Raw genomic sequence first — 26,898 nt, 5'->3', positions numbered from 1 at the left:
CGCGGAAGGAAACGAAGCAGCGTGGCTGGACCCATTATGTAGGCAAAAAACACGCGCTGTTAAGGCCTATCGCTTCCCGAAAGTGTGAGCGCGATAGAACCGGGGCTGGCGAGCCCGCGCCACCGCCGTCACAGCGCCAAGCGCCGCGGCGCTCGAGAGTGCCGCCAGCAACACTTTTTGCCGCTTGTCACGCTGCGCCCGAAGCGCAATGCCGCCCAAGCCCCAAAGCGCAACGCCGGCATAGGAGAGATTGCCGCGGCTCGCGAGCGCCACGGCACTGGCCGCCACCCCTGCCCCCGCAACCAGCACCGCCGCGCGGTCCTCTTCGTGCGCCGGCTCAGGGCGTTTTCCTTCCCGATTGAAGGTGGCCTCCAGATTGGCGAACAGCGCTACCGTCAACCAGCCCGCGAGCCCGCCGATCCAGTCTGCCGCAAACCGCATCGCCTTCGACCCGGGCATGCCTCGTGCCGCGACGATCAGCGCCGAAACGGCGCTCGCCGCTGCCGCGCTGATGATGCCGAAACTCGCCCAGCCCACGCCACGCGTCTGCGCATGCACGCTCCACAGCGCATCGGCCAGAAAGGCACCAGACGCCAGTTCTTCTACATGCTGCAGATTGGGATGCTCGCGATAGTCGGGTCGCGCCAGACCCACGCTGAAAATTAAACTGGAAGCAAAAAGCGGCACCCAGATCGCGAAGGCGCCATCGGCAGGTGTGACCGGGCCGGTAAAGGTTGCGACCTCGCCCTCTTCTTCACTCTTCGCCGTGTTCGCGACGCGGTGAAACTGAGTAGCGAGTGGCTGCGCGAGCGCGAGAGCGCCCAGTGCTGAGCGAGGATCGATCCGAGCCGTCATTTGTCCCTCCAAATGTTAGCAGTCTGCTAACCGATGGCCGGCAAGTGCGGTTCCAGCACGATCAACAATCGCGTGAAGTGGCCTGGTCTCCACATTCTCCCCAAAATCTATCGCATTTTACAAATTCGTAACGGCAGCCGGGTAGCTTGCGACAGGTCGATCGTCAGGGTTGGAGGGCTCCCCCGGCGATCTCAGTCACTTGTTGCGTACGGATGCAGAAGCGTCCGATCAGTAAATTGGAGTTCCGGGTGATTTCCCTGGCGAAGACCCCTTGGCGCACTATTGCACGCGCCGCTGCTGCCTTCTTCCTTGTGTTCACCGTCAGCCTTGCCGCTGCCGCTCCGACGCAAGCCATTGAAAACCTGCGCAAATATGCTGGCATCGTGGTGGACGCCAAGTCCGGCGAAATCCTCTACGAGGACAATGCCGACTCCAAGCGCTACCCGGCATCAGTTGCCAAGGTGATGACGCTTTACGTCCTGTTCCAGGAGTTGCAGGCCGGAAATCTCAGCCTTTCGAGCAAGATGACGGTGTCGCGCCACGCCGCTTCCGCTGTTCCCACCAAGCTCGGCCTGCGCGCCGGCTCGACCATCGCGGTCGAAGACGCCATTAAGTCGCTGGTGACCCTTTCGGCCAACGACATGGCCCGCGTCATTGCCGAGCACATTTCCGGCTCGGAAGAAAAATTCGCCGAGCGCATGACCGCCACTGCCCGTGCCATGGGCATGTCCAGCACCACCTACCGCAACGCCTCGGGTCTTCCCGATGGCGGCCAGACCACCACGGTGCGCGACCAGGCAATCCTCGGCATCGCCATCTACCAGCACTTCCCGAACTACTACGAATTCTTCCAGACCACGTCCTTCCGCTACAACGGCAAGACCTATGGCAACCACAACCGCGTGCTGGGCTATATGGGCGCCGTCGACGGCATCAAGACCGGCTACATCAACGCTGCCGGCTCGAACCTGCTGACCGCCGCCCGCAAGGACAATCGCCACATCGTCGTCGTCGCCTTCGGCTTCAACTCGGCCGCTTCGCGTGACGAAAAGGTCCGCCAGTTGGTCGCCAACTATCTGCCCAAGGGCCGCCGCGGCGATTACCTGCAGCAGGCTATGGTGCCGCAGCCGGGCCGCCAGAGCACGACCCAGTTCGCTCTGGCTCAGCCACGCAAGCCCACCTTCGCCATGCCCACGCCCATGCCCGATTTCCGCCTCGCAGCTTTGGTCGCCGCCAACGGCTCCCAGCCGCAGGCTCAGCCACAAGTCGCCGTCGCCGCAGCGATTGCGCCCGCTGCGATGCCTGTCCCGACCCCATCCGCCGCCGAAGCAGTCACCGCGCTCGCTGCACCAACCCAGGCTGCACCTGCCTATCCTAGCCAGGACGTCATCGGCGCATGGCTGAGCGATACCTATAACCTCGGCGCTCCGCCATCCGCCCTTGGCCAGACCGCGCCCTCCGCCCCGCTGGCCTTCGACGCGACGCAGACAAACTCGGTCTTGCAAGCCACCCCGATCAGCGGCTGGATCGTCCAGATCGGTGCCGGCCCGTCCGAAGACAGCGCCCGCTCCATGCTTTCCGATGCGGCTGGCAAGGTCGGTGGCCTTGGCGACTTCCGCTCCTATGTCGAGCGTTTCGACAAGAACGGGCAGACCTTCTACCGCGCCCGCTTCGTCGGCTTCGGCGATCGTGACGACGCCAACGCCATGTGCAGCCGTCTTAAGGACCAGAACCTCTCCTGCCTCGCTATGCAGGGCTGACAAAGACTACCCGGCGCTGCGGGGGCAATTCGCAGCGCCGGTACATAGGGAGAGCGACGTGTGCTTGTCGCGATCCTCCAGGGGGAAGCCCCATTGGTGCTTGTGTATGGAGTAGCCCAATGAGTGACCGTAATGCTCTGGTCGAGCTCGCCAACTTTATTGGCCGCTCACCGCTCGCCTCGCCGGATATGAGGGCGCGCAACCGCGCTCTGGCCGGCATCACCGAACGCATGCTGCCGCGGCAGAAGCGCTCAGTGGGCGACCTTCTCGCCGTCGTCATGACCCTATCCGCCCGCACCCGCCGCATGGCGCAGGAGCCGGTCCGGGTCGAACTTGATGTCTTCGCGCCGGGCGGCAAGCGCGCCATCCAGCTGACCTTGGGAAAATAAATACGTGGCGCTCAAACGAGCGCCACGATCTTTTTCCGCTTCCAGACGAACTGATACCAGCTCGCCTGCAACACCAGCATCATCACGAAGCTCGCCGCATAAGCGACCCAGATGCCGGAAAGTCCAAGCCCCGTCTGGCTAAGCCAGACTGCGCCGGGCAGCTCGATCAAGAGGATACAGGCAAGCGACAGCAGCATCGGCGCATAGACCGTGCCGCTGGCTCGCATGATCCCCGAGAAAACTACGCTCCACCCAAAGAACAGGATGCTCCACAGCACCACATGGAGCAGCGTCTCGGTGAGGTCGATCACGGCCGGGTCGGTGATGAAGAGCGCCACCACATGCTGGCTGAAGAGATAGGCTAGAACAATCAGCCCGCCGGTGATGACGAGGTTGAGCACCAGCGCCGTCCGCGTGATCGCCTGCAGTTGCTCTTCGTTGCGCGCGCCGATCGCCTGAGCCGCAAAGATCGAGGCCGCAATGCCGATCGACATGGCCGGAAACTGCACATAGCTCATCACCTGCCCCAGCGCCCCATAGGCCGCCGTCGCATCCGAGCCGAAGCGGTTGACCAGCCCCACGACCACGATGCCGGCGATCGACGAAATCACCATCTGCAGCCCCGCCGGTACGCCCAGCTTGAGGATCAGCCCAAGCAGCTTCACATCCGGCCGCAGCATCGCCCCGAGCAGCACCCGATCCGGAGCCAGCGGCATCTTGCGCGCCCGCATATAGACGAAGAGGAAAATCAGCACTGTCATGAAGCCGGCGATCATCGCGACGGCCGCTGCCCGCACGCCAAGTTGCGGCAGCCCGAACCAGCCCTGGATCAGCGCCGGCGTCACGAGGAGACTGACGACCATGGACATGATCAGCGAGAACAGCGGCGTAATGGTATCGCCCACGCCGCGCAGAACCGAGGTCACCACGAGAAACAGGAAAAAGCCCGGCATGCCGATCAAGACGATCCGCGCATAGCCTGCCGAAAGGTCGCGGATGTTTTCCGGCGCGCCGAGCACCTGCATGATCTGCTCGGTAAAAACTCCACCGGCGATCGCCACGATCAAGCCGAGCACCAAGGTTGCGGTCAGCGTCGTCCCAGCCACTTCCTTGACCTTGTCGACGTTGCGCGCACCCCAGGCCTGGCCGATCAGGATCGTCGACCCGGCAGAAAGCCCGATGATGAAGCTCATGAGGAAGAACATGATCGGGAAAAACGTAGCCGTCGCCGCTAGCGCCTCGACGCCGATCATCTGGCCGACATAGATCGAATTGACCGTGCCCGACAGCGCCTGAAGGATGTTCGAGGCCATCAGCGGGATAAGAAAGAAGCTGAACCGCTGCCACAGCGGTCTTGCCAATGCGTTGTTCATAGAAGCACTCCAGGACCCCTAAACGTTGTCATGCATCAGGCCCCAAAGGGACCTATTCACACCTTCAAAACGAGGTGCCGGCTGGACGGGCGCTGGAGGCTTGGCGATGACATCGCTGCTCTACGCTCGCCTTTCCGGCTCGTCAATCGCTCTGGAACGCTCCGGTTGCCATGCTAGACAACGCCCATGACGCAAGCCGCAAACCCCTTTGATTCCCGCCGCGACCAGTTCCTCGCCGGCGCCCGCGCCTGCCTTCCGGTGGCTATTTCAGTCGCCGCATACGGCCTCGTCTGGGGCGTTCTGGCCCGCGGCGCCGGGCTGACATTGACCGAAGCCGTGCTGATGAGCGGCCTCGTTTTCGCCGGCTCCGCCCAGTTCGTGGCGCTCGATCTCTGGACCGCGACACCCGCCACCCTACCCATCGGTCCAATCGTCATTTCCGCCCTGATCGTCAACCTGCGCTACCTGCTGCTGACCGCAACCCTGCGCCCGCTCTACCCCAAGAAAGGTCTCTGGCGCAGCGCGCTCAGCATGTATCTCGTGACCGACGAGAACTGGGCCATGACCGTCGCTGCCATGCAGCGCGGCGGCGGCTCCGTCGCTTTCCTGATGGGTGGCGGCGTGCTCGCCTGGATCTCCTGGATGAGCACCAATCTTATCGGCTATGGCTTGGGATCGGCCATCGATGACCCGGCCCGATGGGGTCTCGATTTCGCTTTCACCGCCACGTTCCTCGCCCTGCTGCTGGGCATGTGGAAGGGCCGCTCGGACCTCGTTCCCTGGCTGGTCGCAGCACTTGCCGCCATCCTGACTTCCCGCCTCCTCGACGGCAGCTGGCACATCCTGGTCGGAGGTCTTGCCGGCAGCCTCGTGGGCGCAGCATTGGAGACGCGCAAGCATGTTCGCCAGTCCTGAGGCACTCACCGCCATCATCGGCATGGCGCTTGTGACCATCGCCATAAAGGCCAGCGGCCTGCTCCTTGCCGATCGCCTGCCGACCCAAGGCTTCGCTGCCGCCTGGCTCCGTCACATCCCTGGCGCCGTGCTCGCAGCCCTCGTCGCACCCGCCATCGCCACCGGCAGCCCAGCCGAACTCGTAGCCGCCCTGGCCACAGGCCTCGTCTTCATCGCCACCAGAAACCTCTTCGCGGCCATGGCCAGCGGCGTTTTTGCCGTCTACCTGATGCGTCTGTGGCTCGGCGCCTAAAACCGGTCGAGACCAGTTGCGCGGATCAGCGCTCTCGGCTAACACCCTAGCCGTGCCCCTCTGGCGGAATGGTAGACGCAGAGGACTCAAAATCCTCCGTCGCAAGACGTGCCGGTTCGAGTCCGGCGGGGGGCACCATTCATTTCACTGATGTGCTCTGTGCCGCCGGTCACCCATAAGGACGGACCATGCCAACTCTGTTCTATGCGCAAGGTTTCCGGCAGAAAGGTCGCGCCGTAGAGCCCGACGCGCCACAGCAATATAAGAGCGCCGAAAAAGCAATCGCCGCAGCCGAGCGGATCGCGCCCTCACGTGTCGGCGTCTGGGCCTATTCCGCCAATGTAGACGTCGAGGCCGACACATATGACGAGCCAGTCGTGCTCTTCAAGGCAGGCACCCTGCCCGCTGGCGTCGCTGACTGATCTCACGCCGCCAGACGTTGCTTCGCCTGAAGATAGGCCAGGATGCGCTCGGCACCAATTTCGTCGAGCAGATGACGGCAGGGTCGCCATATAGAGTCGATAGGATTGGCGGCACGCATCACCAAATGTCCGTTGACGAGGTCAAAATGAACGTTGGCCGACTCGGCCAAGTCCAGGAACTCAGCCACGAATTGATCCGGCATTTCTTGAGTTGAGAGCGACATTGCTTGCCTCGCATTTGATGCAAAAACAATGTGCCTGCGGGCGCTTCTGCTCCGCTCCATTGCTGCTTATGGTTAGTAAAGGGTAAACGCCTGCCGAAACCAGGCTCCGGCAGGCGCAGTCGATTAGTTCATTGCTACGCCATTGATGGTCAGCTTGCCGGCCATCAGCGACAGCGACACGCTGGGCGCGCCATAGGTCGACTGCGAAAGCGAAACCGAGGTGACCTTGGCGTCGGTGACTTCATAGGTCACTTCGTCGCCGGACTCTGTGCCATCCGTCCCGATGATGGTGATCGAGCGCGTGTCGTTCTTGCTCTTGCCGGCGGTCTGCGACGACCATTCTAGCAGGTCTGCATCGATCGGAGAGATCGAAGACAGCGAGAGCGAGAAATCTACCGAGGAGGGCACGTCATCGTAGCCTTCTATGGTCGACACGTAGAACGACGAGTCACCCACCGAGTATTCCAGTTCCTCGCCATCAGCCGAGGTCAAGATCAGCCTTGCAGGGGCAAATGTCGTAGTCTCCTGCGCGAAGGTGACAGGGGCGGTGACAAGGAGGCTGAGGGCCATGGCAGCGGCGCCCAAGGGCAGAGTCAGTCGGCTAAACATCGTTGTTCTCCCAGTGATGTTGCAGCTGACATGCGAGCCCTTCAGCCCGGAAGTCAAGCGACCGATTTATGTCACTGGAAGCCGAGGAAGGTACCGTTGCCGGTGGGTTGAGTCATGTAGCCGGCGCCATACTGCTGCTGCATCATCTGCTCTCGCTGGATCTGGTCGTAAGCCGCGACGTCGAGGCCGATGACCGAGGTCATCAGATTTGGTCCGGTACCGGGCTTGAACGCTTCGGCGATCGCGGATTCACCCTCATACGCTTGTACGCCGGTATTCGGGTTGATCCAGGCGGTCTGCATGCCCGCCGGCACGTTGAACGGCGTAGCCGGCCGGCCCTGAAGCGCGTTGGCCATGAAATCGGTAAAGATCGGCACAGCCATTCCGCCGCCGGTAGAAGCAGAGCCCATGGAACGCGGCTGGTCATAGCCCACATAGACGCCCACCGCGAGTTCGGGCGTAAAGCCGACAAACCAGGCGTCCTTGTAATCATTGGTGGTGCCGGTCTTGCCGGCCACAGGACGGTTCAGCGACTTTGCTGCCGTGCCGGTGCCCCGTTGCACCACGCCCTCCATCATCGAGGTAATCTGGTAGGCGGTCATGGGATCGAGAACCTGCTGGCGGTTGTCGATGATGCGTGGCTCGCCTTGCCCATGCCAGTCCTCGGCTACACAGCCGTCGCAGACGCGCTCGTCATGGCGATAGACCGTCTTGCCATAGCGATCCTGAATGCGGTCGATCAGCGTCGGCTGAATTTTGCGGCCGCCATTGGCGATCGTGGCATAGGCAGAAGTCATGCGCATGGCCGTGGTTTCACCCGCGCCGAGCGACATGGCGAGGACCGGCTGCATATCGTCATAGATGCCGAAGAGCCGCGCATAGTCGGCGATCAGCGGCATGCCGATCTCTCGTGCGAGCCGAACCGTCATGACATTGCGGCTACGCTCAATACCGCGCCGCAGGGTCTGTGGCCCATAGAACTCCTGCGCATAGTTTTCCGGTCGCCATACCGACCCATCGCCCATGCGCACTTCCACCGGGGCGTCGAGCACGACAGAAGCGGGTGTGTAGCCATTGTCCAATGCAGCCGCATAAACGAATGGCTTGAACGACGACCCAGGCTGCCGCAGCGCCTGCGTGGCGCGGTTGAACTCGCTCTCCGCAAAGGAGAAGCCGCCGACCATCGCCAATACGCGTCCGGTGCGCGGGTCCATAGCCACCAGGGCGCCTTCTACCTCCGGCACTTGTTCCAGCGTGAAGGTGCCGTCCTGACCAGCCACAGGCGACACATAGATGACGTCGCCCACTTTGAGCAGGCTTTGCACCGGCTGCGACACCCACTTGATTTCGGGACCGGACAGCGTCCCTTCTACGCGTGCAGACGAACTGCCGCCGTCGGCACCGCTCTCCGGACGCAAACCAATTCGCGCCGAGTTATTGCCCAGCTCCAGCACCACGGCGAGTTGCCATTCGGGCACGTCGCTCAGCGGCTGAACCGTACTAACGGCAGCACCCCAATCCTCGCCGAGCTCAACGCTGGCGACCGGTCCGCGGAAGCCGCGGCCATGGTCGTAGCTGATAAGCCCGTCCATCAGAGCCCGGCGGGCATATTCCTGGAGCCTTGGCTCCAGCGTGGTGCGCACCGAAAGACCGCCGCCATAAAGCTGGTCTTCGCCATAAAGCTTGGCCAGTTCGCGTCGCACTTCCTCGGTGAAATATTCGGCCGAGTAAAGCTGGCTGCCCGCCGCGCGAGGAATGACGTTGAGCGGCTCTTGCTTGGCCAACGAAGCTTCTTCGTAGCTCACATAGCCATTCTCGACCATGCGGTCGATGACCCAGTTTCGGCGCTCGATCGCCTGCTCGGTGCGGCGGAACGGGTGGTAATTATTGGGTCCCTTCGGCAAGGCGGCGATATAGGCAGCCTCGGGCAGCGTTAGCTGGTAGAGCGCCTTGTCGAAGTAGTTCAGCGCCGCTGCGGCGACCCCATAGGAGTTCAGCCCCAGGAAAATCTCGTTGAGATATAGTTCAAGGATCTTGTCCTTGCTGAACGTCGACTCGATGCGCAGGGCAAGGATCGCTTCCTGGATCTTGCGATCCCAGGTCTGTTCCGAGGTGAGCAGAAAGTTCTTTGCAACCTGCTGCGTGATCGATGAACCACCACCCTGAATCGAGCTGTCGCCGTCCATGCGCGCCATGAGATTATCGCGTAGAGCGCGCACAATTCCATCTATGGCAATGCCGCTATGCTTATAGAAATCCTTGTCTTCCGCAGAAAGGAAAGCTTGCACCAGCAAAGGCGGCACCGTTTCCACCGGCTGGAACAGGCGGCGCTCACGGGCATATTCCGCAAGCAGGGTGCCATCCGCCGCATGAACGCGTGTCGTGACTGGTGGCTGATAGTCTTTGAGAACGGTGTAGTCCGGCAGCTGCGACATGACGGTGATGAGGTACACGGCGGCAGCCGCAACGCCGCCCAGCGCCACGAACATGCCAAAGCCGAACAGCCATCCAAGCAGACGAAACATCTAGACGCATACCCCAGGCTGCAGGCGGCGCAGCCGGCTCGAATCATAGCAGAAGCGAGCTGACGCGTGGATTACATCGGCTTGATCGAAGAGGCTCACGGCTCTTCCTCGAGGCTGTCGAAATAGGTCGAGATACCCCTTGCGATGGCCTCCGCCGTACGGTCGCGCCAATCGGACTGCATCAAATTGGTGATGTCGTCGGCATTGGAGAGAAATCCCAGCTCCAGCAATACCGAGGGAACATCGGGTGCCTGCAGCACGAAGAAGTCGGCCTGCCTTACCGGGAACCGGCGCAAAGCGACGCTCGGCTCCAATTGATGCACGATGGACTGTGCCGCTTGGAACGACTGCACCCGCATTTCACGCCGCATCAGGTCGAGTAGAATATCGACCACCTCTGGCGCCATCAGCGGGACAGTGAAGCCGGCGATCACATCCGATTTGTTCTCGCTATCGGCCAGTACCTTGTCGAGCACGTCGGTGGCATTTTCGTCCCGCGTATAAACAGAAGCGCCCCGGATTTCCGGCTGCTGAAAACTGTCAGCGTGGATCGAGATAAAGATATCAGCTTTGTTGGTTCGCGCTAACGCGACGCGCTCCTCAAGCTTGAGATATGTGTCATCCTCGCGCGTCAGCGCCACATCGAACCGCCCGGACTCGACCAGCAGTTCCTGTAGCCGGAGCGAGAAGGCGAGAACGATGTCCTTCTCCTTCACCCCCTGTGCAGTTTCAGCGCCGCTATCGATCCCACCATGACCAGGATCGATAACGACCAACGGCCTTGTATCGATCGGCAGCTCCGAACCACCTGGCGGCGTTTGCTCGGCATTTACTACGGTTGCGGTAGCGGCCTGGTCGCGCTCCACATTGGCGGCAAACTCTTCAGCAGTCGCTGGAATGATATCGACAACCAGCCGCGCCGGCTGGCCTTCAAATGGATCAAGAACATAGGCCTGCTGCACTTGTGCCGGTGAGGACAGTGTCAGCGTCGTCCGCACGCGATCCGCAGCAACCTGATCTATAGTGTAGGCGGAAACAATGCCTTCTGCCGCCGGCACCCCTTCGGGTGTTACCGAAAAGGTCCCTGCCCGCACGTCGATGGACAGTCGGTCCGGCCCGCTCAGCGATACGAAGGAATATTCCGTTTTTGCCGCGAGATCGATCACGAGCCGCGCCCGGTCGGCCGTGGCGGTCACCCGGGCGTCGATGACATTCGGCAGCGGCGGCAACGGTGCCGGCTCGGCTGCCACTGTGGCAGGCTCGCTTGGCGGCGCAGCCTCCTGCGCAAAGGCATAGGGGGCAAGAAACAGCGCTGCACAGATCGTCAGCGCGCGTAAAATGGAAGAGTGCTTGGCCAAGCTTGGACCGGTCCCCGAAATCTCTGATCAGCTTTGCCGTCACCTTGCGGCGATTCTTCGGCGCTTCGGCCTTATGCGATGATTTGCGGCGAGGGCCAATAAAGGCTGTCGCAAATCCATCCGCTTACTTCCCTTTTGACTTTCCTGTTGCCAATCTGGCGCAACTTTCCTACACGCTTAAGAGCAAGGCGCGTGTGCGCCATGATCGTTTTCAGGGCATCTCGTCGCTCTCTATGGCATGGCGCAGATCGGACAGAGTGGCTTCGGCCCGAGGTCCGGAACGATAGTTGCGGTTCAGCGCCTGCGACGAAGAATTTCGGCTCCCAACGAGCCGGACGGTGGCTCGAGTAGCGTCAGCCATCCAAATGGAAGAGGTCATATGGCCCGCAGACGAACAAAGCGCGATGCGATCGAAGAAGTCGATTGCCGTTTTGTTTCGCCTTCGATGCCGGCCGTGACCGTTAATACCCGAGCGCTGAACGTGACAGGTTCGCGCCCATTATCTCTCAACCAATTCGCCCCGCAATGCGCCACACCCAGGATGCCGCCTATTCGGCGTCCTCTTGTGGGCGCGCGGGTGCGCGGAGTTCATTATGGCGACCAAAAGAATGCTGGTGGATGCCATCCACCCGGAAGAAACACGGATTGTCGTTACCGCTGGTAACCGTATCGAGGAATTCGACTTCGAGTCGGCCCAGCGTCAGCAGTTGCGGGGCAATATCTATCTTGCAAAAGTAACGCGCGTTGAGCCGTCGCTGCAGGCGGCCTTTGTTGAATATGGCGGCAACCGCCACGGCTTCCTCGCTTTCAGCGAAATTCACCCCGATTATTACCAGATCCCCGTTGCCGACCGCGAAGCTCTGCTGCGCGAAGAAGAGCACGAGGACGAGCACCACGACGAGGCCGAAGAGGCTCCTGCTCCGGCTGAAGCCAGCAGTGAAGAGCCCGACGCCGAGGCTGCCGAAGGCGAAGAAAGCCACATCGAGCAGGCACCTGCGAACTCCGAACCGGTAGAATCCATCGGCGGTGCCGATGCGCTCGAGGAAGTGCCGGAACGTCGCCGCTACAGCCAGCAGCGCCGTCATCAGTACAAGATCCAGGAAGTCATCAAGCGCCGCCAGGTCATGCTGGTGCAGGTGGTCAAGGAAGAGCGTGGTAATAAAGGCGCAGCTCTGACGACTTACCTCTCGCTGGCCGGCCGCTATTCGGTGCTGATGCCCAACACCGCCCGTGGTGGTGGCATTTCGCGCAAGATCACCAACGCTGCCGATCGCAAGCGCCTCAAGGAAATCACCTCGGACCTCGAAGTGCCGCAGGGCATGGGTGTCATCCTGCGCACGGCCGGTGCCTCGCGCACCAAGGCCGAGGTCAAGCGCGATTTCGAATACTTGATGCGCCTTTGGGAATCGGTGCGCACGCTGACGCTGCAAAGCTCGGCGCCATGCCTGGTCTACGAGGAAGGCTCGCTTATCAAGCGCACCATCCGTGACCTCTACAACAAGGACATCGATGAAGTCTTCGTGGCAGGCAGCGAGGCTTTCCAGGAAGCCCGCGATTTCATGAAGATGATCATGCCGAGCCACGCCAAGAACGTGATGCTCTACAAGGATGATCAGCCGCTGTTCTCGAAATATGGCATCGAAGCACAGCTCGATTCCATGTTTTCGCCCACGGTGACCCTGCCCTCCGGCGGCTATATCGTCATCAACCCGACCGAAGCGCTGGTTTCGATCGACGTGAACTCGGGCCGCTCCACCAAGGAGCACAATATCGAGGACACCGCGCTCCAGACCAACCTCGAGGCGGCCGACGAAGTGGCGCGCCAGCTGCGTCTGCGCGACCTCGCCGGTCTCATCGTCATCGACTTCATCGATATGATGGAGAACCGCTCCAACCGTGCAGTCGAGCGCAAGCTCAAGGATGCGCTTAAGGACGATCGCGCCCGCATCCAGGTGGGCCGCATCAGCCATTTCGGCCTCATGGAAATGAGCCGTCAGCGCATCCGCTTCGGCGTGGTCGAAAGCTCGACTCACAAGTGCCCGATCTGCGACGGCACCGGCCTCGTGCGCTCCACCGAAAGTCTGGCGCTGATGATCATGCGCCACATTGAAGACCACGTGTTGCGCAAGCAGGGTCAGTCGATCAACGTGCGCGTGCCGGTTGAAGTCGCGCTCTACATCCTCAACTACAAGCGCGACACGCTGTCGATGCTCGAAGCGCGCAATCAGCTCTCGATCACCATCACCGCCGACAGCACCGTGACGGGCCACCAGTTCATGATCGAAAAGGGCGAAGCCCGCATCGTGGCCTATGCCGACCAGCGCGCCGCGGCCCACGTTCGCGTCGATAGCGCCGTGATCGAAGACGTCATCGAGGAAGAAGAAGAGATCGACGTCGAGGCGGATGCGGAGGAAGGCGAGGAGACTGAAGCTCGCGCGTCTGAGTCCAGCGAGGGCGAAGGCAATGGCCGTCGCCGTCGCCGTCGTCGCCGCCGTGGCGGGGATCGCGGTGGCGAACGTCCGCAGCAGCAAGTCGCAGCTGAAGGCGAAGCCGATACCGTCGAAGCCAACGACAACGCTGGTGATGACGAAGGCGAGGAAGCACCTGCCGGCGAAACTGATGCCGAAGGCGAAAACCGCCGTCGCCGTCGCCGTGGCCGCCGCGGCGGACGTCGCAATCGCCGCGAAGACAATGGTGCTGCAGTGGCTGCAACCGCTTCTTCCGAAGAGACCGCCGAACCCACCGATGCCTCTGTCGAAGCCTCGCCAGACGCCATCGTGGATCATGTCGAGCTGAACCCGGCTCCCGTGGCCGAAGAGGAAGCCGCTGCCGAACCGGCACCGGTCGAAAAGCCGAAGCGCAGCCGCCGCAAGAAGGTCGCCGAGACCGAAGAATCGGCTCCTGCCGAGACCACTCCGGTGAAAGCCACCGCGGCCGAAGAACCTGCTGCGGAAGAAAAGCCGAAGCGCAAGCCTCGCGCACGCAAGCCCAAGGCTGAAGCCACCGAAGCAGCTCCGGAGGCTGCAATTGCCGAGCCTGTGGCGGCAGAAGAAGGGCCGGCGGAGCAGCCGGCCGTTGAAGCTCCCGCAGAGGAAGAGGCTTCAACTGAAGAGGCTGCTTCTCGCCCGCGTCGCGTCAGGAAGGAACTTCCGCCTGAAGGCGTCGTCGTGTCTTCAAGCGCTGCGCCTCCGGCTGAGACCCCGGCCGAAGGCGAAGAGCCGCCGAAGAAAAAAGCTGGCTGGTGGCAGCGCCGCCTCGGCCTAGGCTAGAACAATGAGGGCGGCCTCCGGGCCGCCCTGCTCTTTTGCGAAGAAGACGCGAATGGCCATCATGCTCCGCTCGATCACCCTATTTGCTGCCGGTTTATTTGGTCTGGCGGGCGTCGCCATGGCCGCTGCCGCTTCGCATGGTACCGATCCACGGCTGCTGGCCAGCGCTTCCGCCATGTGCCTCGCCCACGCTCCAGCGCTAATCGCCCTTTATGTCGCTTGGCCCATGTTGCGCACGGCCACAGCCGCGGCAGTTCTCCTTGTCATGGGCACAGCAATGTTTGCCGGAGACCTGCTCACCCGGCAATTTGCGGGAGATGGCCTCTTCCCGATGTCTGCCCCAATCGGCGGCTTCCTGATGATGGCCGGCTGGTTCGCGATCGCCTTGGGCGCTTTCATCAAGCACCGCGAAGCCTAGCCGCCGGCGGCCAGGAACACCCTCAAACGCTCAAGCCCCTCTTCGATGCTCTGCCGTGTGCCTGCATAGCTGAAGCGGATAAAGCCGTTGCCATCCACACGGTCGAAGTCGACGCCCGGGGCGGAAGCAACACCTGCGCGCTCAAGCATGGTTTCGCAGAACGCCAACGAGTCATTAGAGAAACGGCTGATGCCGGCATAGGCATAGAATGCACCATCGCCCGGGCTAGGGAGATCGAAGCCAAGTTCCCGCAAGCCGGCGCTTAGCACAGCCCGGTTTTGTGCATAACTTGCCTTCTGCGCCTCCGAATAGTCGCGCTCGTCCAGCGCCGCAGTGGCCGCAATCTGGCTGAGGGTCGGTGCGGAGATAAAGAGGTTTTGCTGCAGGATTTCAGCGCGGCGGATCAGCGCGTCCGGCAGCACCATCCAGCCGATCCGCCATCCCGTCATGCAGTAGTATTTCGAAAAGCTGTTGATGACGATCGCATCGCGCGTCAGCTCGAGGGCGCTGACGGAAGGGCCGCGATAGTCGAGCCCGTGGTATATTTCGTCGGAGATAAATGTAACGCCGAGGCGCGCACAGGTTTCGACGATATCGGCCATCCCGGCCCGGTCCACCGATGCTCCCGTCGGATTTGCCGGGCTGGCAAACAGCAGGCCCTCAAATGGTTGCCGTGCATGCGCTGCAGCGATCTCTGCTCCCGTGAGATGCCAGCCATTGGCGGCATGCACAGGAATCTCGACGACGCCAAAACCCAGCCCCGCCAGAGTGTTCACGTAAGCCGGATACCCAGGTCGGGTTATCGCTATTTTTGCGCCAGGTCGGAAGGCTGTGTGAAACGCGAGAATGAACCCGGACGAAGAGCCCATGGTCGCCATGATCAGGTCGGGGTCGACATCGACGCCATGCTGTTCGGCATAGTACCGCGACAACCGCCGGCGCAAATCAAGCAGCCCCTTGGCATTGGTATAGCCCTGCGGCGACGGCAGCGCCTTGGCAACGGCATCGATTACACCCGGCGCCGGAGGCTGGCCCGGCTCGCCGAGTTCAAGGTGGCAGATGCTGCGCCCTTCGCTTTCGAGAACTTTGGCGCGCTTGAGGATATCCATGGCCAGGAAGGGCCTGATTCCATCTTGTGTGTCTGTCATGCTGTCTCCGTCGTCAGCCCGAACTAGCCCACCGATATTTCGACCTCAACTACAATTGAAATCGTGGCGCAGCGCCCATCGAGAACTGGCTGCTAGAATGACAAAGGTCTGCTAAAAGGCCGCACGTCCTGGAGCCCGCTGATGAATCGCCTGTCCTTCGTTCTCGTCGCCGTAGCCGGCATTCTCGCTGGTGCACTCGGCTTTGCGCTGTTGAACCAGCCAGAACCTGAGATGGATGCAGTTGCGGTGCGGGCGATCGTAGAGCAGGTGCTCTCAGAACAACGGGCTGCTGCCGAACCCACCCCCATCGAGACCGCAGAGATCGATCCAGCGGTGCTCAACCCGTTGATCGAAGAGTATCTTCTAAGCGATCCCAAGGTTCTTCAACGCATGTCTGTTGCGTTGGAGGAGACCATGCGCTCGGAAGAAGCCGAGACCACACGAACGGCACTGGCAGAGTACCGCACCGCCATCTTCGAATCACCGACCGATGTCGTGCTCGGCAATCCCGAAGGCGACGTCACGCTAGTCGAGTTTTTCGACTACAATTGCGGCTATTGCCGCTCGGCCCTCCCCGATATGGCTGCTCTTCTCGCTGAGGACCCCAATCTTAAGGTCGTTCTTAAGGAATTCCCGATCCTTTCCAACGAGTCGATCGATGCGGCGCGCGTCGCCGTCCTGGTCGGCCAGGAAGACGTCGATTACTGGCAGTTCCACGAGGCACTGTTTTCGAGCCGTGGCAAGGTGGACAAGGAAACCGCGCTTACTGCGGCTGCCGGTCTTGGTCTGAGCCAGGTTGATCTGGAACTGCGCATGGGCGAGCCCTCGGTGGCCCAATCGATCCAGAAATCCTATGAAATCGCCCAAGCGCTCGGCATTACCGGCACGCCCACCTACATCATCGGCGACGAGATCATTCCGGGGGCAATCGGCGCCGACGAGCTGCGCTCCCGCATTGCCGACATGCGCGAATGCGGCAAGTCACAATGCAGCTAAGGCGCGGGCGTCTCTAGCCTTTCCGGTGCATTTCGTGTAACCGCCCTTGCACTGGCCGAAACTGCCAGTGCACAAGGTTTGATCATGGCTAACCGCGTTCTCGTCCTCAATGGCCCGAACCTCAATCTGCTCGGCACCCGCGAGCCGCAGACCTATGGGTTCGAGACGCTCAAGGACATCCAGACCATGTGTGCGGCCACGGCGGAGATGCTTGGCCTCGACCTCGACTTTCGCCAGTCCAACCATGAAGGCGAACTGGTCACCTGGATACAGGAGGCCCGCGGCATGGCCGACGCCATCCTGATCAATCCGGCAGCCTATTCCCACACTTCGGTCGCCATCCACGACGCCTTGCGCGCTGCGGACCTGCCGGTTGCCGAGGTTCATCTTTCCAATATTCACCAACGCGAAGCGTTCCGGCACCACTCCTATGTGTCGTCGGTCGCCTACGGCGTTATTTGCGGCTTCGGCTCCTTGGGGTATAAACTAGCCCTCGAAGCCTTGGCCCAGAAACTGAAATAACGCTTCGACGCGAAGCCGGGAGACCGACAGAATGACCAAGTCATCGCAAGTGGATCAGGACCTGATCCGTGCCATTGCCGAACTCTTGAACAAGGAAAACCTTGCCGAGATCGAAATCGAGCAGGAAGACCTTCGGGTCCGCGTCACGCGTTCCTACCCCAATGAAGCGCCCGCCTACGCGCCTGCTCCTATGCAGTACATGGCGCCACCGATGGCTCCTGCTGCGCCAGCAACGCCGAGCGCACCTGCCGGCTCCGTTGCCGCGGCTCCAGCCAAGACCGAAGATCTTGCCTCCAATCCTGGCACACTGACGTCGCCAATGGTCGGCACCGCCTACCGCTCTCCTGAGCCAGGCAAGCCGACCTTCACCGAAGTCGGTAGCAAGGTGACGGAAGGCCAGACGGTCCTCATCATCGAAGCGATGAAGACGATGAACCAGATCCCGGCGCATCGCTCCGGCACCGTCACACGCATCCTCGTCGACGATGCCCAGCCGGTCGAATATGGCGAGCCGCTCGTCGTCATCGAATAAGGAGGGCTTCTCGTGTTTCAGAAAGTCCTGATCGCCAACCGTGGCGAAATCGCGCTCCGCATCCTGCGCGCCTGCAAGGAACTCGGCATCCAGACCGTCGCGGTGCACTCCACCGCCGACGCCAATGCCATGCATGTCCGGCTTGCCGACGAATCGGTCTGCATTGGCCCCAATGCCGCCAAGGACAGTTACCTCAACATCCCGTCGATCCTCGCAGCCTGCGAGATCACCGGTGCTGACGCCGTTCACCCCGGCTATGGCTTCCTTTCCGAGAACGCTCGCTTCGCCAAGATCCTGACCGAGCACAAGGTCACCTTCATCGGCCCTTCGGCGCACCATATTGAGATCATGGGCGACAAGATCACGGCCAAGAAGACGGCTGTCGAGCTTGGCATTCCTGTCGTTCCGGGTTCTGCTGGTGCCGTCGACACCGAGGAAGAGGCACTCTCGACCGCCAAGGGGATCGGCTACCCGGTCCTGATCAAGGCGACTGCGGGCGGCGGTGGTCGCGGCATGAAGGTGGCCAAGTCCGAAGCCGATCTGCTCGAAGCCTGGTCCACCGCACGCAGCGAAGCCAAGGCTGCCTTTGGCAACGATTCCGTCTATATGGAAAAGTACCTCGGCAAGCCGCGCCACATCGAGGTCCAGGTTCTCGGCGATGGCAAGGGCAATGCCGTTCATCTGGGGGTCCGGGACTGCTCCCTGCAGCGCCGCCATCAGAAGGTCTGGGAAGAAGCCGGCGGCCCCACCATCACCGTCGAAGAACGCGATCGCATCGGCGATATCTGTGCTGCCGCAATGCGCAAGCTCCAGTATTCCGGCGCAGGGACTATCGAGTTCCTTTACGAGAACGGCGAGTTCTATTTCATCGAAATGAACACCCGCCTCCAGGTGGAACACCCCGTCACCGAGCGCATTACCGGCATCGACATCGTCTACGAACAGATCCGCGTTGCCTCGGGCGAAACCCTTTCGATGACGCAGGACAAGGTCAACTTCGTCGGCCACGCTATCGAAGTGCGCATCAATGCCGAAGATCCGCAGACCTTTGCGCCATCGCCCGGCACCATCACCTTCTACCACCCGGCAGGCGGCGTCGGCATCCGCGTCGATTCCGCAGTCTACCAAGGCTACAAAATCCCGCCCTACTACGACTCGCTGATTGGCAAGTTGATCGTCTACGGGCGTACGCGCGAAGAGTGCCTGCAGCGCCTGCGTCGTGCGGTGGACGAATTCGTCATCGATGGCGTCAAGACTACCCTGCCCCTGTTCCAACGCCTCATCAAGGAGCCGGACATCATCAGCGGTAACTACGATATCCACTGGCTGGAAAACTATCTGGCCAACAACAAGGTCTGAACATTGGGGGGCGCGTCGGCGCCCCTTATCTCTTTCCCATGTCCCGCCCCGATCCATTCGCCGTCGAAATCACGCCTGAGCTGATCCTGCGCGCTTACCGCGCCGGCATCTTTCCCATGGCTGAAGATGCGGCCGACGAGGACCTTTTTTGGGTCAGCCCTGAAATGCGCGGGATCATGCCGCTCGATGGCTTTCACGTGAGCAAGAGCTTGCGCAAGGCCATGCGCAAGTCAGGCTGGACCGTTCGCGTCGACACCGATTGGGACGGCATCATCGAAGGCTGTGCCACCGTCGGTACCGACCGGGACACGACCTGGATCAATGGCACCATTCGAAAAGTCTATGGCGAGCTTTTCCGACGCGGCTATGCGCATACGGTGGAGGTCTGGGAAGGCAGTGAACTCGTGGGCGGCCTCTATGGCCTGGCGATCGGCGCTGCATTCTTCGGCGAGTCGATGTTCCACCGCCGCACCGACGCCTCCAAGATGGCTATGGCACATCTCGTAGAACGGCTGGATGCCGGCGGCTTCCAGTTGCTCGACACTCAGTTCGTCACCGATCACCTTGCCTCGCTCGGCGGGATCGAAATACCGCGTGCCGAATACGAGGATCGTCTGAGCCGCGCCACTTCACTCTCTGCCGATTGGCACGCCTGGGACAATAATGAATGACTATTATCCTACCCCAAGCACTGGCCAGCCTGGCAGAGCGCCCAATGGACAAAATCACTGTCGGTGAGTCCGGCGCCGCGGTTTGGCGCATCGAGCTTAGCGCCGAGACGTCGGTCTTCCTCAAGTCCGAGCCAGTTGGTCCATTTGCCGAACTGCCAGGCGAAATCGAGCGGCTCAACTGGCTGACCAGGATGGGCTTCAAAGCACCGCGCGTCGTCGAGGCTCTGGAGGCTGACGGCCGCCATTGGCTGCTGATGCCTGCCGTTCCCGGCGAAGACCTGACGCACTACACGGATTGGCCTGCCGACTTCGTCCGCATCTATGCACAGGGTCTTAAGCGCATCCACGCACTTGATCCGCGCCAGTGCCCCTTCGATCACAACATCGAAGCCCGCCTCGCCGCCGCGAAGCTGCGTGTCGACGCCATCCTGATCGATGAAGCCGACTTCGACGATGAACGTGCAGGCTGGACGACACAGCAAGTGCTCGACTGGCTTTATTCCAACCGTCCCACGGAGGGCACTCAGATCGTCACCCATGGCGATGCTTCAACGCCCAACATCATGGCCCTTGATGATCGCTTTTCAGGCTTCATCGACTGCGGCCGCGTCGGTACTGCTGGTGTCTGGCAGGACCTGGCACTCGCCTGCCGATCTATCATCTTCAACATCGGCGAAGAGCATGTCGCCCCTTTTCTTGCCGCTTATGGCGCCGAATGGGACGAGGCGCAGTATCGCTTCTACTGCGCCCTCGATGAGCTGTTCTAGGCCAGCTTGAATGCCAGCGTGGTCACCCAATCGTTCATGTCTGGCACAACATCCGGGTCGCTCTCGTAGATTTCGAGCCGGCAAGCGAAATGATCGCCGTCCGGCTTCTCGTCGACGTCTAGCTTCTGATTGGTCTCTTTGAGCCAGCCAATCAGCATGCCGGTGACGGTCATGAGCTGATCAGGATGACCGGTATAGCTCAGCTCGACAAACCGGCCAGCCGGCAAAACGCCGTTGCGAACCGAACCGCCTTCTGGGCCTGCCGCTGTCACGGCGATGCCTGCTTCGACATCGAGCGTCGATGACATATCGATGCGACGATAATTGTAGAATGCTTCGCCGATCGGCGTGAGCCCATGCTGGTTGATATATGCAAAAACCTGCGGAAAGCCCTCATTTGCCGGCTTTTGCATCTGGTTCATTCGCACCGTGAACGGCACGTAAATATAAGCCTGGGCGGTCCGCTCTGTGATTTTTGGCAGAGTCAGCATTGATCGTCCTCCTCGTCAGCATCATCGCTACTGCGAAACGAGACGAGCGAAATCTTGGCTCTTAGACACGCCTTCGCATAAATTTGGGGGCGCCGCCCGCCTCGACCAGCGAGGCGGGCATCAATCCCGATCAGGCCTGTTCCAGGCCTTCGGCGACGCCGGCCAGCTGTTCGGAAACCTTTTCGTCTTCCACACGGCCGCTGATATTCTTGGTCTTTTCGGCAAGAGAGGCGAGGACCTTCTTGACGGCTTCGCCATCGATATCGTTGGCGGTCAGCTTGCTCTTGAGCGAATGAAGATCGCCCTGGATACCCTTGACGCCTGTGACATCAACGTCCTTGAGCTGCTCTTCCCAATACTCGATCTGGCTAACCGCGCTCTTGGCAGCCATCGACGAAAGGCCTTTGCTGATAGCATTGTTGAGAGTTGTAAAACGTGCCGGCATGGTCGCTCCTTGGCTTGCCTGGGCGCCCCGCTCCAAAACGGAGCGGGCGTTCGAGCGCAATAATGCGCCACGGAGCGAATCAGATGCCGGACTGCGCCCAAATAAAAATCAGCTAGCGCTGGTCCGGCGGCGGCACACTTGTCGAGGTTTTGCACTCGATCAGCCAAACATCATAAACGGCATGGTCCACCGCGTTCAGCGCCGGAGCATCGGCAAACATCCAGCCGGTGAAGATGCGGTCGGCACTACCGTCAAGGCTGCGCTGGTCTACCTCGAGAAAGACCGATGATCGTTGCAGCGTGTCATTAGCTGGCCGATCGTAGCAGGCGCGCGGCGTCAACTCGAGCGCGCCGAAAAGCACGGTTTCATCGATGTAGACGTCAAAGCGCGTGATGCGGCCCGTGATCTTGTCGAGACCGGCAAAAGTCGCCACCGGATTGGCCACCGGCTGCGCCATCGTCGGCGACGCAGCAGCCAACACAGCCGCTGCCAACAGCGGCCGCATCGAAAGCTTCACTATCGAGACCAAAGGCTTAGCCTTATTCCGGCGACCAGGCTTCGTAGTCGCCGGAGACACGCGGACGTTCGCCCTTGTTGAGCAGGCTGCCATCGGGACGATAAGCGTTTGCCGTGCCGGTCTGATTGGCGACATGCGGCTTCTGCCAGTCGCGCGCGACGTAAGTACTGTCTGTCGGCACAACATCATGCGTGTGATGCAGCCAGCCGCGCCAGCCCGGCGGAACAGCGGATGCGTCGGCCGGACCGTTATAGGTCACATAGCGGCGGTTCGCCTTCTTGTCCTGGTAGTAGCGATTGCCGAACTCGTCCGAGCCGACATAGGAGCCGAAACGCTTGACCCAAAGGCGCGTGCCCCAGGTATTGCCGCTCCACCAGGAAAAGATTTCGGTCAGGAACTGCTTGATACCGGGTTTGGCCACGTCACGATTCCGAAAGTTGGCGAATTGCCAGCGATCTAGCATGGCTCGGCGAGTGAGCCTAGAGCTTGTTCGCTTCTGTGATGGTCGGTGGCTGCCAAGATGCTCGGCAGCCACCTTGTCGGTTAGTGGTTATCGCGCGGAATGCCTTCGGTCTGGGCAATGCGCTGGTAGTTGACGGCCGGCCGCAAGACGGCCCCGCTACCCAGCTGGTCCACGAGATTGCGCTGGATTTCCTGCCATGGCGTCTGGTGACGCGGGAACTTGTAGCCACCGTCCGCTTCCAGCGCGGCACGGCGCGACGCAATTTCCTCGTCCGAGATCAGGATGTTGGCGTCGCCCTTGTTGAGGTCGATGCGGACACGGTCGCCGGTGCGCAGGATGGCAAGGTTGCCGCCTGCCGCCGCTTCCGGCGATGCATTAAGTATCGACGGCGATCCGGACGTGCCCGACTGGCGGCCGTCACCGATACAGGCAAGCGAATGAATGCCCTTCTTGATGAGGTAGTCAGGTGGCCGCATGTTGACGACTTCGGCAGCACCCGGATAGCCGATCGGACCGGCGCCGCGCATGAACAGCAGAGTATTCTCGTCGATCTCGAGCGACGGATCGTCGATGCGGTGGTGGTAGTCCTCGGGACCATCGAAAACTACGGCCTTGCCCTCGAACATGCCCGGATGCACCGGATCCGAAAGGTAGCGCTCGCGGAACTCCGGAGAGATCACGCTGGTCTTCATGATCGCGTTGTCGAAGAGGTTGCCGCGCAGCACGAGAAAGCCGGCTTCGGCCTTCAACGGATTGTCGAAGTGCCGGATGACCTTGTCATCCTCGATGGTGGTCGAGCGGCAGTTCTCGCCGATGGTCTTGCCGTTGACGGTGGGGGCATTCTCGTGGATCAGGCCCTGCTTCATCAGCTCGTTGACCACTGCAGGCACGCCACCTGCATGGTAGTAGTCTTCACCGAGATATTCGCCGGCGGGCTGCAGGTTCACCAGCAGCGGCACCTTGTGCCCGTGCTCCTGCCACTCATCGATATTGAGATCGACGCCGATGTGACGGGCGATGGCATTGATGTGGATCGGCGCATTGGTGGAGCCACCAATCGCCGAATTCACGACGATGGCGTTGAGGAAGTTTTCCTTGGTCAGGATGTCGGAGGGCTTGAGGTCCTCGTGCACCATCTGCACGGCGCGCTGACCGGTGCGATACGCCATTTCCTGACGATCGCGATATGGCGCCGGAATGGCGGCAGAGCCGGGCAACTGCATGCCCAGCGCTTCGGCCAGCGAGTTCATGGTCGAAGCCGTGCCCATCGTGTTGCAATAGCCGGTCGACGGAGCAGACGAAGCCACGAGCTCGATGAACTTGGGATAGTCGATCTCGCCGGCCGCCATCATCTGGCGCGCCTTCCAGACGATCGTGCCTGAACCGGTCCGCTCGCCCTTGTGCCAGCCGTTCAGCATCGGGCCGACCGACAGTGCGATGGCGGGAATATTGACGGTTGCAGCGCCCATCAGCATGGCCGGAGTGGTCTTGTCGCAACCGATCGTCAGCACGACACCGTCGAGCGGATAGCCGTAAAGCACTTCCACAAGGCCGAGATAGGCCAGGTTGCGATCAAGACCCGCAGTCGGACGCTTGCCAGTTTCCTGGATCGGGTGCACCGGAAATTCGATGGCGATGCCGCCAGCTTCACGGATGCCTTCGCGAACACGCTCGGCGAGCACCATATGGTGGCGGTTGCAGGGGCTGAGATCCGAGCCGGTCTGGGCAATGCCGATGATCGGCTTGCCGGACTGCAGTTCCTCGCGCGACACGCCGTAATTCATGTAGCGCTCGAGATAAAGCGCGGTCATGTCCGGATTGTCGGGGTTATCGAACCACGCACGCGAGCGTAGCTTGCGGCCGGCGGTGCCGCCGTTCTCTGCAGTCATTTTGATTATCCTTGCTGGTCCGCAACGCGAACACGAGGGGCCTTCTGAGGATCGTTTTAGCACGATGAACGGCAGAGGGAATGCGCTTGGCGCAAAAAATCATACAATTGTTTTGCGGCGATCTGATTTCTGTAGCGGCCAATCTTACCGGAGTGGCGGCACCCTTATCCGCTTCACGATAAGCGGTGGTCGAGCAGGCAGGGAATCGCACTGGCATAATTAATCCGTGCCGCTTAGGGTCGCGCCGCATCTGCTGCGCTGAGGCGAGGAATAAGATTGACGGATAATGTCGCATGGATCGCGGTGGATTGGGGCACTTCCAATTTGCGCGCCTGGGCCGTGGACCAAAACGGTGATGTCGCCTCGTCTGCGACTTCGGACAGGGGAATGGGAAAACTTTCGCCGGGCAAATTCCCTGATGCCTTAGACGCAGTAGCGGCCGAACTCGGCGTTGAGAGCTCAGCGGCAGACGTTCTGATTTGCGGCATGGCTGGCGCACGCCAGGGTTGGCTCGAAGCGCCATACCTCGACGCCCCCACTGACCTGCGTGGCTTGGCAGCGGGAGCAGTGCACCCGCCGATGCCAAACTCCGGCTTGCGCGTGTCCATTCTTCCCGGTGTGTGCCAGCGCCAGGGTGGTGAGAACGTCATGCGGGGCGAGGAAACGCAGTTACTCGGGCTCGCGTCGCTGATGCCTGGCTATGACGGGCTGGTCTGCATGCCGGGGACGCACTCGAAATGGGTGCTGTTGCACGGCACAAGGATCGAGCACTTCTCGACCGCAATGACCGGGGAGATGTTCGAGCTTCTCAAGACGCACTCCGTGCTCCGCCATTCGCTCAACGGACCTCTCGATGGGCCTGCGCGGGATGACGGCTTCAGCGCCGGTGCCGAGGATGGGCTGTCAAAGCCTGCAGACCTATTGGGCCAGCTGTTCCGTGTTCGAGCAGCATCCTTGCTTTCAGGCCACGGACCGGATTGGTGCGCCGGATACCTCTCCGGGCTTCTGATTGGAACGGAGATTGCGGCGAACCGTAACCAGATCGGAACCGATGCTGTGCCGCTCATAGGATCGGCAGGCCTGGCTAGGCTCTATGAACGGGTTCTGAACATGGCCGGAGCCAAAGGTCAGCCGGTGGATGCGACCGATGTCGTGCTGGCCGGACTTAAAGCCGCGCGAGCCGCGGCAAACTAGGAAATAACAATGGATCATCGCCATATCATCGCGATCCTGCGCGGCATCACGCCGGAAGAAGCCGTGCCGATCTGCACAGTGCTGGTCGACGCAGGCATCACTCTCATCGAGGTACCGCTCAACTCTCCCAACGCTGTCGACAGCATAGGTCGCGCCGCGTCAGCGCTTGGCGATCGCGCCGAGATCGGGGCCGGCACGGTGCTCACCGAAGAAGATGTGCGCGCCGTGGCGGGTGCCGGTGGCACCTTTATCGTCTCGCCCGACACCAACCCAGCCGTCATTAGCGAAACAGTTCGGCTTGGGCTGAAATCCTATCCCGGCGTCTTTTCCCCCACCGATGCCTTCGCCGCTATTCGTGCCGGTGCCACCGGCCTAAAATTCTTTCCGGCGGAAGTGCTGGGCGCCAAGGGCATTAAGGCGATGAAAGCAGTGCTGCCGCCTGCCCTGCCCCTCTACGCCGTTGGCGGGGCGAACCCTGACAATTTCCATGAGTTCTTCGACGTCGGCTGCGCCGGCTTCGGCCTCGGCACCTATATCTTCAAGCCCGGCATGAGCGCCGGCGACGTCGCGGAGCGTGCGGCGCTTGCCGTGGCGGCATATGACAAAGGACGTCCACAATGACCCAGACTGCGCAGCTTCTTGTGGACAGCCAATGCGCGCTAGGTGAAGGCCCGGTTTGGCACGTCGAACGTCAGCAACTGTTCTGGGTCGACATCAACAACAAGGAACTCTTTGCCGCTTCTGCCGATGGCGAAATCCAGCAAAGCTGGGCTTTCGACGAGATGATGGCCGCCATCGCCATCGTCGACCGTGACACCTTGGTGCTCGTTGGCGAAACCGGCCTCAAGCGTCTCGACCTGCAGTCCGGCGCCGTCGAGCATTTCTTTGATCTCGAGCGCGACGTGCCGACCAATCGCGGCAATGACAGCCGCGTTCATCCATCGGGCGCCTTCTGGATCGGCACCATGGTCAAGGACGAAGGCCCCAAGGACGGCGCCGTCTACCATTACCTGGCGGGCAAGCTGCAGCGGATCATCGCCGATGCCGCCATTCCGAATGCGACGAGCTTCACCGCTGATGGTCGCCGCGCCTATTGGACCGACACCCCAACCAGCCGCATCCTTACCCGCGAAACCGATCCGGAAACGGGCCTGCCGCTCGGCGATTGGACACTGTTTGCCGATACCTCCGATCTGCCCGGACATCCGGACGGTGCCGTGGTCGACAGCGAAGGTTACCTCTGGAACGCCCGTTGGGGCGGCTCCTGCGTCATTCGCTTCGCACCGGATGGCAGCGTCGATCGCACGATCGAAGTTCCAGTCAGCCAGGTCACCTGCCCTGCTTTTGGTGGCCCTGACTTGAAGCGCCTGTTTTTAAGCACCGCCAACAAAAATCTGTCGCCTGAACAGTTGGCCGAGGAAAAGGTCGCCGGCGGCATCTTCTTTATCGACCTCGATGTTGCCGGCTTGCCGGAAGCCAAGATCAAACTCTGAGT

General features: G+C 61.2%; 28 protein-coding genes and 1 tRNA gene. 17 read left to right on the top strand and 12 right to left on the bottom strand.

Annotation, left to right across the window (positions count from 1 at the left end; genetic code table 11):
• Positions 1-66: 66 nt before the first annotated feature.
• Complete coding sequence (locus tag JI748_RS05995) at positions 67-855, bottom strand: hypothetical protein (RefSeq protein ID WP_201635958.1); 789 nt, start codon at positions 853-855, stop codon at positions 67-69.
• A gap of 248 nt (positions 856-1,103) precedes the next feature.
• On the opposite strand from JI748_RS05995, the gene JI748_RS05990 reads away from it, so the two are divergent.
• Both JI748_RS05990 and JI748_RS05985 read left to right on the top strand, forming a co-directional pair.
• Complete coding sequence (locus JI748_RS05990; RefSeq protein WP_201635956.1) at positions 1,104-2,615, top strand: D-alanyl-D-alanine carboxypeptidase; 1,512 nt, start codon at positions 1,104-1,106, stop codon at positions 2,613-2,615.
• 119 nt (positions 2,616-2,734) lie between these two features.
• On the top strand, positions 2,735-3,004 hold the full coding sequence (locus JI748_RS05985; RefSeq protein WP_201635954.1) for a hypothetical protein: 270 nt from the start codon (positions 2,735-2,737) through the stop codon (positions 3,002-3,004).
• A gap of 11 nt (positions 3,005-3,015) precedes the next feature.
• On the opposite strand, the gene JI748_RS05980 is transcribed toward JI748_RS05985, so the two are convergent.
• On the bottom strand, positions 3,016-4,377 hold the full coding sequence (locus tag JI748_RS05980; protein ID WP_201635952.1) for an MATE family efflux transporter: 1,362 nt from the start codon (positions 4,375-4,377) through the stop codon (positions 3,016-3,018).
• Between the two features lie 186 nt (positions 4,378-4,563).
• Here JI748_RS05980 and JI748_RS05975 point away from each other — a divergent pair, with 186 nt between their 5' ends.
• The 4 genes from JI748_RS05975 (at position 4,564) to JI748_RS05960 (ending at position 6,006) form a co-directional block, all read left to right on the top strand.
• Positions 4,564-5,292 carry an AzlC family ABC transporter permease gene (locus JI748_RS05975; RefSeq protein WP_201635950.1) on the top strand — a complete coding sequence of 243 codons (729 nt, stop codon included), beginning with the start codon at positions 4,564-4,566 and terminating at the stop codon, positions 5,290-5,292.
• Complete coding sequence (locus JI748_RS05970; protein WP_201635948.1) at positions 5,276-5,584, top strand: AzlD family protein; 309 nt, start codon at positions 5,276-5,278, stop codon at positions 5,582-5,584. The genes JI748_RS05975 and JI748_RS05970 overlap by 17 nt, the downstream gene beginning before the upstream one ends.
• A gap of 54 nt (positions 5,585-5,638) precedes the next feature.
• Positions 5,639-5,722: transfer RNA gene (locus JI748_RS05965), tRNA-Leu, on the top strand.
• Positions 5,723-5,772: 50 nt separating this feature from the next.
• Positions 5,773-6,006, top strand: a complete 234-nt coding sequence (locus JI748_RS05960) for a hypothetical protein (RefSeq protein ID WP_201635946.1) — start codon at positions 5,773-5,775, stop codon at positions 6,004-6,006.
• Between the two features lie 2 nt (positions 6,007-6,008).
• Here JI748_RS05960 and JI748_RS05955 read toward each other — a convergent pair whose 3' ends face one another.
• The 4 genes from JI748_RS05955 to JI748_RS05940 form a co-directional block, all read right to left on the bottom strand.
• The gene (locus tag JI748_RS05955) at positions 6,009-6,230 is read right to left on the bottom strand and encodes a hypothetical protein (RefSeq protein ID WP_201635944.1); all 222 of its coding nucleotides are present in this window, start codon (positions 6,228-6,230) and stop codon (positions 6,009-6,011) included.
• A gap of 123 nt (positions 6,231-6,353) precedes the next feature.
• Positions 6,354-6,839 (bottom strand): hypothetical protein, encoded by a 486-nt coding sequence (locus JI748_RS05950; protein WP_201635942.1) that lies wholly within the window; start codon positions 6,837-6,839, stop codon positions 6,354-6,356.
• A gap of 71 nt (positions 6,840-6,910) precedes the next feature.
• A complete protein-coding gene (locus JI748_RS05945) occupies positions 6,911-9,364 on the bottom strand; it encodes a penicillin-binding protein 1A (RefSeq protein WP_201635941.1) in 2,454 nt (817 codons plus the stop codon).
• Between the two features lie 95 nt (positions 9,365-9,459).
• Positions 9,460-10,722: an N-acetylmuramoyl-L-alanine amidase gene (locus JI748_RS05940; protein ID WP_201635939.1), complete on the bottom strand. Its 1,263-nt coding sequence runs from the start codon at positions 10,720-10,722 to the stop codon at positions 9,460-9,462.
• Between the two features lie 593 nt (positions 10,723-11,315).
• Here JI748_RS05940 and JI748_RS05935 point away from each other — a divergent pair.
• Both JI748_RS05935 and JI748_RS05930 read left to right on the top strand, forming a co-directional pair.
• On the top strand, positions 11,316-13,991 hold the full coding sequence (locus tag JI748_RS05935) for an Rne/Rng family ribonuclease (protein WP_201635937.1): 2,676 nt from the start codon (positions 11,316-11,318) through the stop codon (positions 13,989-13,991).
• A 52-nt stretch (positions 13,992-14,043) separates the two neighbouring features.
• Positions 14,044-14,409 carry a DUF423 domain-containing protein gene (locus JI748_RS05930; RefSeq protein ID WP_201635935.1) on the top strand — a complete coding sequence of 122 codons (366 nt, stop codon included), beginning with the start codon at positions 14,044-14,046 and terminating at the stop codon, positions 14,407-14,409.
• Here the strand turns inward: JI748_RS05930 and JI748_RS05925 are convergent.
• Positions 14,406-15,557, bottom strand: a complete 1,152-nt coding sequence (locus JI748_RS05925; RefSeq protein ID WP_201635933.1) for a pyridoxal phosphate-dependent aminotransferase — start codon at positions 15,555-15,557, stop codon at positions 14,406-14,408. The two genes, JI748_RS05930 and JI748_RS05925, sit on opposite strands and share 4 nt — an antisense overlap.
• 141 nt (positions 15,558-15,698) lie before the next feature.
• On the opposite strand from JI748_RS05925, the gene JI748_RS05920 reads away from it, so the two are divergent.
• The 6 genes from JI748_RS05920 (at position 15,699) to JI748_RS05895 (ending at position 20,404) form a co-directional block, all read left to right on the top strand.
• A complete protein-coding gene (locus tag JI748_RS05920) occupies positions 15,699-16,553 on the top strand; it encodes a DsbA family protein (protein WP_201635931.1) in 855 nt (284 codons plus the stop codon).
• 84 nt (positions 16,554-16,637) lie between these two features.
• On the top strand, positions 16,638-17,075 hold the full coding sequence (gene aroQ, locus JI748_RS05915) for a type II 3-dehydroquinate dehydratase (protein WP_201635929.1): 438 nt from the start codon (positions 16,638-16,640) through the stop codon (positions 17,073-17,075).
• Between the two features lie 31 nt (positions 17,076-17,106).
• On the top strand, positions 17,107-17,607 hold the full coding sequence (accB, locus tag JI748_RS05910) for an acetyl-CoA carboxylase biotin carboxyl carrier protein (RefSeq protein ID WP_201635927.1): 501 nt from the start codon (positions 17,107-17,109) through the stop codon (positions 17,605-17,607).
• A 12-nt stretch (positions 17,608-17,619) separates the two neighbouring features.
• A complete protein-coding gene (gene accC / locus JI748_RS05905; protein ID WP_201635925.1) occupies positions 17,620-18,966 on the top strand; it encodes an acetyl-CoA carboxylase biotin carboxylase subunit in 1,347 nt (448 codons plus the stop codon).
• 38 nt (positions 18,967-19,004) lie between these two features.
• Positions 19,005-19,637 (top strand): leucyl/phenylalanyl-tRNA--protein transferase, encoded by a 633-nt coding sequence (gene aat / locus JI748_RS05900; protein WP_201635923.1) that lies wholly within the window; start codon positions 19,005-19,007, stop codon positions 19,635-19,637.
• Complete coding sequence (locus tag JI748_RS05895; protein ID WP_267911607.1) at positions 19,634-20,404, top strand: APH(3') family aminoglycoside O-phosphotransferase; 771 nt, start codon at positions 19,634-19,636, stop codon at positions 20,402-20,404. Before aat ends, JI748_RS05895 begins: the two co-directional genes overlap by 4 nt.
• On the opposite strand, the gene JI748_RS05890 is transcribed toward JI748_RS05895, so the two are convergent.
• The 5 genes from JI748_RS05890 to JI748_RS05870 form a co-directional block, all read right to left on the bottom strand.
• Complete coding sequence (locus tag JI748_RS05890) at positions 20,401-20,895, bottom strand: GyrI-like domain-containing protein (RefSeq protein ID WP_201635919.1); 495 nt, start codon at positions 20,893-20,895, stop codon at positions 20,401-20,403. The two genes, JI748_RS05895 and JI748_RS05890, sit on opposite strands and share 4 nt — an antisense overlap.
• A gap of 130 nt (positions 20,896-21,025) precedes the next feature.
• The gene (locus JI748_RS05885; RefSeq protein WP_201635917.1) at positions 21,026-21,340 is read right to left on the bottom strand and encodes a hypothetical protein; all 315 of its coding nucleotides are present in this window, start codon (positions 21,338-21,340) and stop codon (positions 21,026-21,028) included.
• Positions 21,341-21,452: 112 nt separating this feature from the next.
• On the bottom strand, positions 21,453-21,845 hold the full coding sequence (locus JI748_RS05880; RefSeq protein WP_201635915.1) for a DUF2155 domain-containing protein: 393 nt from the start codon (positions 21,843-21,845) through the stop codon (positions 21,453-21,455).
• A gap of 34 nt (positions 21,846-21,879) precedes the next feature.
• Entirely contained in the window at positions 21,880-22,263 is a 384-nt protein-coding gene (locus JI748_RS05875) for an NADH:ubiquinone oxidoreductase subunit NDUFA12 (protein ID WP_211200736.1), read from the bottom strand.
• Positions 22,264-22,400: 137 nt separating this feature from the next.
• The gene (locus tag JI748_RS05870; protein ID WP_201635911.1) at positions 22,401-24,209 is read right to left on the bottom strand and encodes an IlvD/Edd family dehydratase; all 1,809 of its coding nucleotides are present in this window, start codon (positions 24,207-24,209) and stop codon (positions 22,401-22,403) included.
• Between the two features lie 303 nt (positions 24,210-24,512).
• On the opposite strand from JI748_RS05870, the gene JI748_RS05865 reads away from it, so the two are divergent.
• Genes JI748_RS05865 through JI748_RS05855 form a run of 3 tightly spaced genes read left to right on the top strand, consistent with a single transcriptional unit; the run spans position 24,513 to position 26,896 of the window.
• On the top strand, positions 24,513-25,403 hold the full coding sequence (locus JI748_RS05865; protein WP_267911613.1) for a 2-dehydro-3-deoxygalactonokinase: 891 nt from the start codon (positions 24,513-24,515) through the stop codon (positions 25,401-25,403).
• A gap of 9 nt (positions 25,404-25,412) precedes the next feature.
• Positions 25,413-26,024, top strand: coding sequence for a 2-dehydro-3-deoxy-6-phosphogalactonate aldolase (locus tag JI748_RS05860; RefSeq protein ID WP_201635907.1), 612 nt, complete (start codon positions 25,413-25,415; stop codon positions 26,022-26,024).
• Positions 26,021-26,896, top strand: coding sequence for an SMP-30/gluconolactonase/LRE family protein (locus JI748_RS05855; RefSeq protein ID WP_201635905.1), 876 nt, complete (start codon positions 26,021-26,023; stop codon positions 26,894-26,896). The genes JI748_RS05860 and JI748_RS05855 overlap by 4 nt, the downstream gene beginning before the upstream one ends.
• Positions 26,897-26,898: the final 2 nt, after the last annotated feature.

The sequence above is a fragment of the Devosia rhizoryzae genome (genome assembly GCF_016698665.1).
GTDB classification, from domain to species: domain Bacteria; phylum Pseudomonadota; class Alphaproteobacteria; order Rhizobiales; family Devosiaceae; genus Devosia; species Devosia rhizoryzae.
This window is presented reverse-complemented; position numbering and strand designations above follow the sequence as displayed.

Excerpts from the sequence above, each read along its gene's own strand:
- JI748_RS05995 (WP_201635958.1), bottom strand. The coding sequence starts at position 855 with ATGACGGCTCGGATCGATCCTCGCTCAGCACTGGGCGCTCTCGCGCTC.
- JI748_RS05985 (WP_201635954.1), top strand. The coding sequence starts at position 2,735 with ATGAGTGACCGTAATGCTCTGGTCGAGCTCGCCAACTTTATTGGCCGC.
- JI748_RS05980 (WP_201635952.1), bottom strand. The coding sequence starts at position 4,377 with ATGAACAACGCATTGGCAAGACCGCTGTGGCAGCGGTTCAGCTTCTTT.
- JI748_RS05975 (WP_201635950.1), top strand. The coding sequence starts at position 4,564 with ATGACGCAAGCCGCAAACCCCTTTGATTCCCGCCGCGACCAGTTCCTC.
- JI748_RS05970 (WP_201635948.1), top strand. The coding sequence starts at position 5,276 with ATGTTCGCCAGTCCTGAGGCACTCACCGCCATCATCGGCATGGCGCTT.
- JI748_RS05960 (WP_201635946.1), top strand. The coding sequence starts at position 5,773 with ATGCCAACTCTGTTCTATGCGCAAGGTTTCCGGCAGAAAGGTCGCGCC.
- JI748_RS05955 (WP_201635944.1), bottom strand. The coding sequence starts at position 6,230 with ATGTCGCTCTCAACTCAAGAAATGCCGGATCAATTCGTGGCTGAGTTC.
- JI748_RS05950 (WP_201635942.1), bottom strand. The coding sequence starts at position 6,839 with ATGTTTAGCCGACTGACTCTGCCCTTGGGCGCCGCTGCCATGGCCCTC.
- JI748_RS05945 (WP_201635941.1), bottom strand. The coding sequence starts at position 9,364 with ATGTTTCGTCTGCTTGGATGGCTGTTCGGCTTTGGCATGTTCGTGGCG.
- JI748_RS05935 (WP_201635937.1), top strand. The coding sequence starts at position 11,316 with ATGGCGACCAAAAGAATGCTGGTGGATGCCATCCACCCGGAAGAAACA.
- JI748_RS05930 (WP_201635935.1), top strand. The coding sequence starts at position 14,044 with ATGGCCATCATGCTCCGCTCGATCACCCTATTTGCTGCCGGTTTATTT.
- JI748_RS05925 (WP_201635933.1), bottom strand. The coding sequence starts at position 15,557 with ATGACAGACACACAAGATGGAATCAGGCCCTTCCTGGCCATGGATATC.
- JI748_RS05920 (WP_201635931.1), top strand. The coding sequence starts at position 15,699 with ATGAATCGCCTGTCCTTCGTTCTCGTCGCCGTAGCCGGCATTCTCGCT.
- aroQ (WP_201635929.1), top strand. The coding sequence starts at position 16,638 with ATGGCTAACCGCGTTCTCGTCCTCAATGGCCCGAACCTCAATCTGCTC.
- accB (WP_201635927.1), top strand. The coding sequence starts at position 17,107 with ATGACCAAGTCATCGCAAGTGGATCAGGACCTGATCCGTGCCATTGCC.
- aat (WP_201635923.1), top strand. The coding sequence starts at position 19,005 with ATGTCCCGCCCCGATCCATTCGCCGTCGAAATCACGCCTGAGCTGATC.
- JI748_RS05895 (WP_267911607.1), top strand. The coding sequence starts at position 19,634 with ATGACTATTATCCTACCCCAAGCACTGGCCAGCCTGGCAGAGCGCCCA.
- JI748_RS05890 (WP_201635919.1), bottom strand. The coding sequence starts at position 20,895 with ATGCTGACTCTGCCAAAAATCACAGAGCGGACCGCCCAGGCTTATATT.
- JI748_RS05885 (WP_201635917.1), bottom strand. The coding sequence starts at position 21,340 with ATGCCGGCACGTTTTACAACTCTCAACAATGCTATCAGCAAAGGCCTT.
- JI748_RS05880 (WP_201635915.1), bottom strand. The coding sequence starts at position 21,845 with ATGCGGCCGCTGTTGGCAGCGGCTGTGTTGGCTGCTGCGTCGCCGACG.
- JI748_RS05870 (WP_201635911.1), bottom strand. The coding sequence starts at position 24,209 with ATGACTGCAGAGAACGGCGGCACCGCCGGCCGCAAGCTACGCTCGCGT.
- JI748_RS05860 (WP_201635907.1), top strand. The coding sequence starts at position 25,413 with ATGGATCATCGCCATATCATCGCGATCCTGCGCGGCATCACGCCGGAA.
- JI748_RS05855 (WP_201635905.1), top strand. The coding sequence starts at position 26,021 with ATGACCCAGACTGCGCAGCTTCTTGTGGACAGCCAATGCGCGCTAGGT.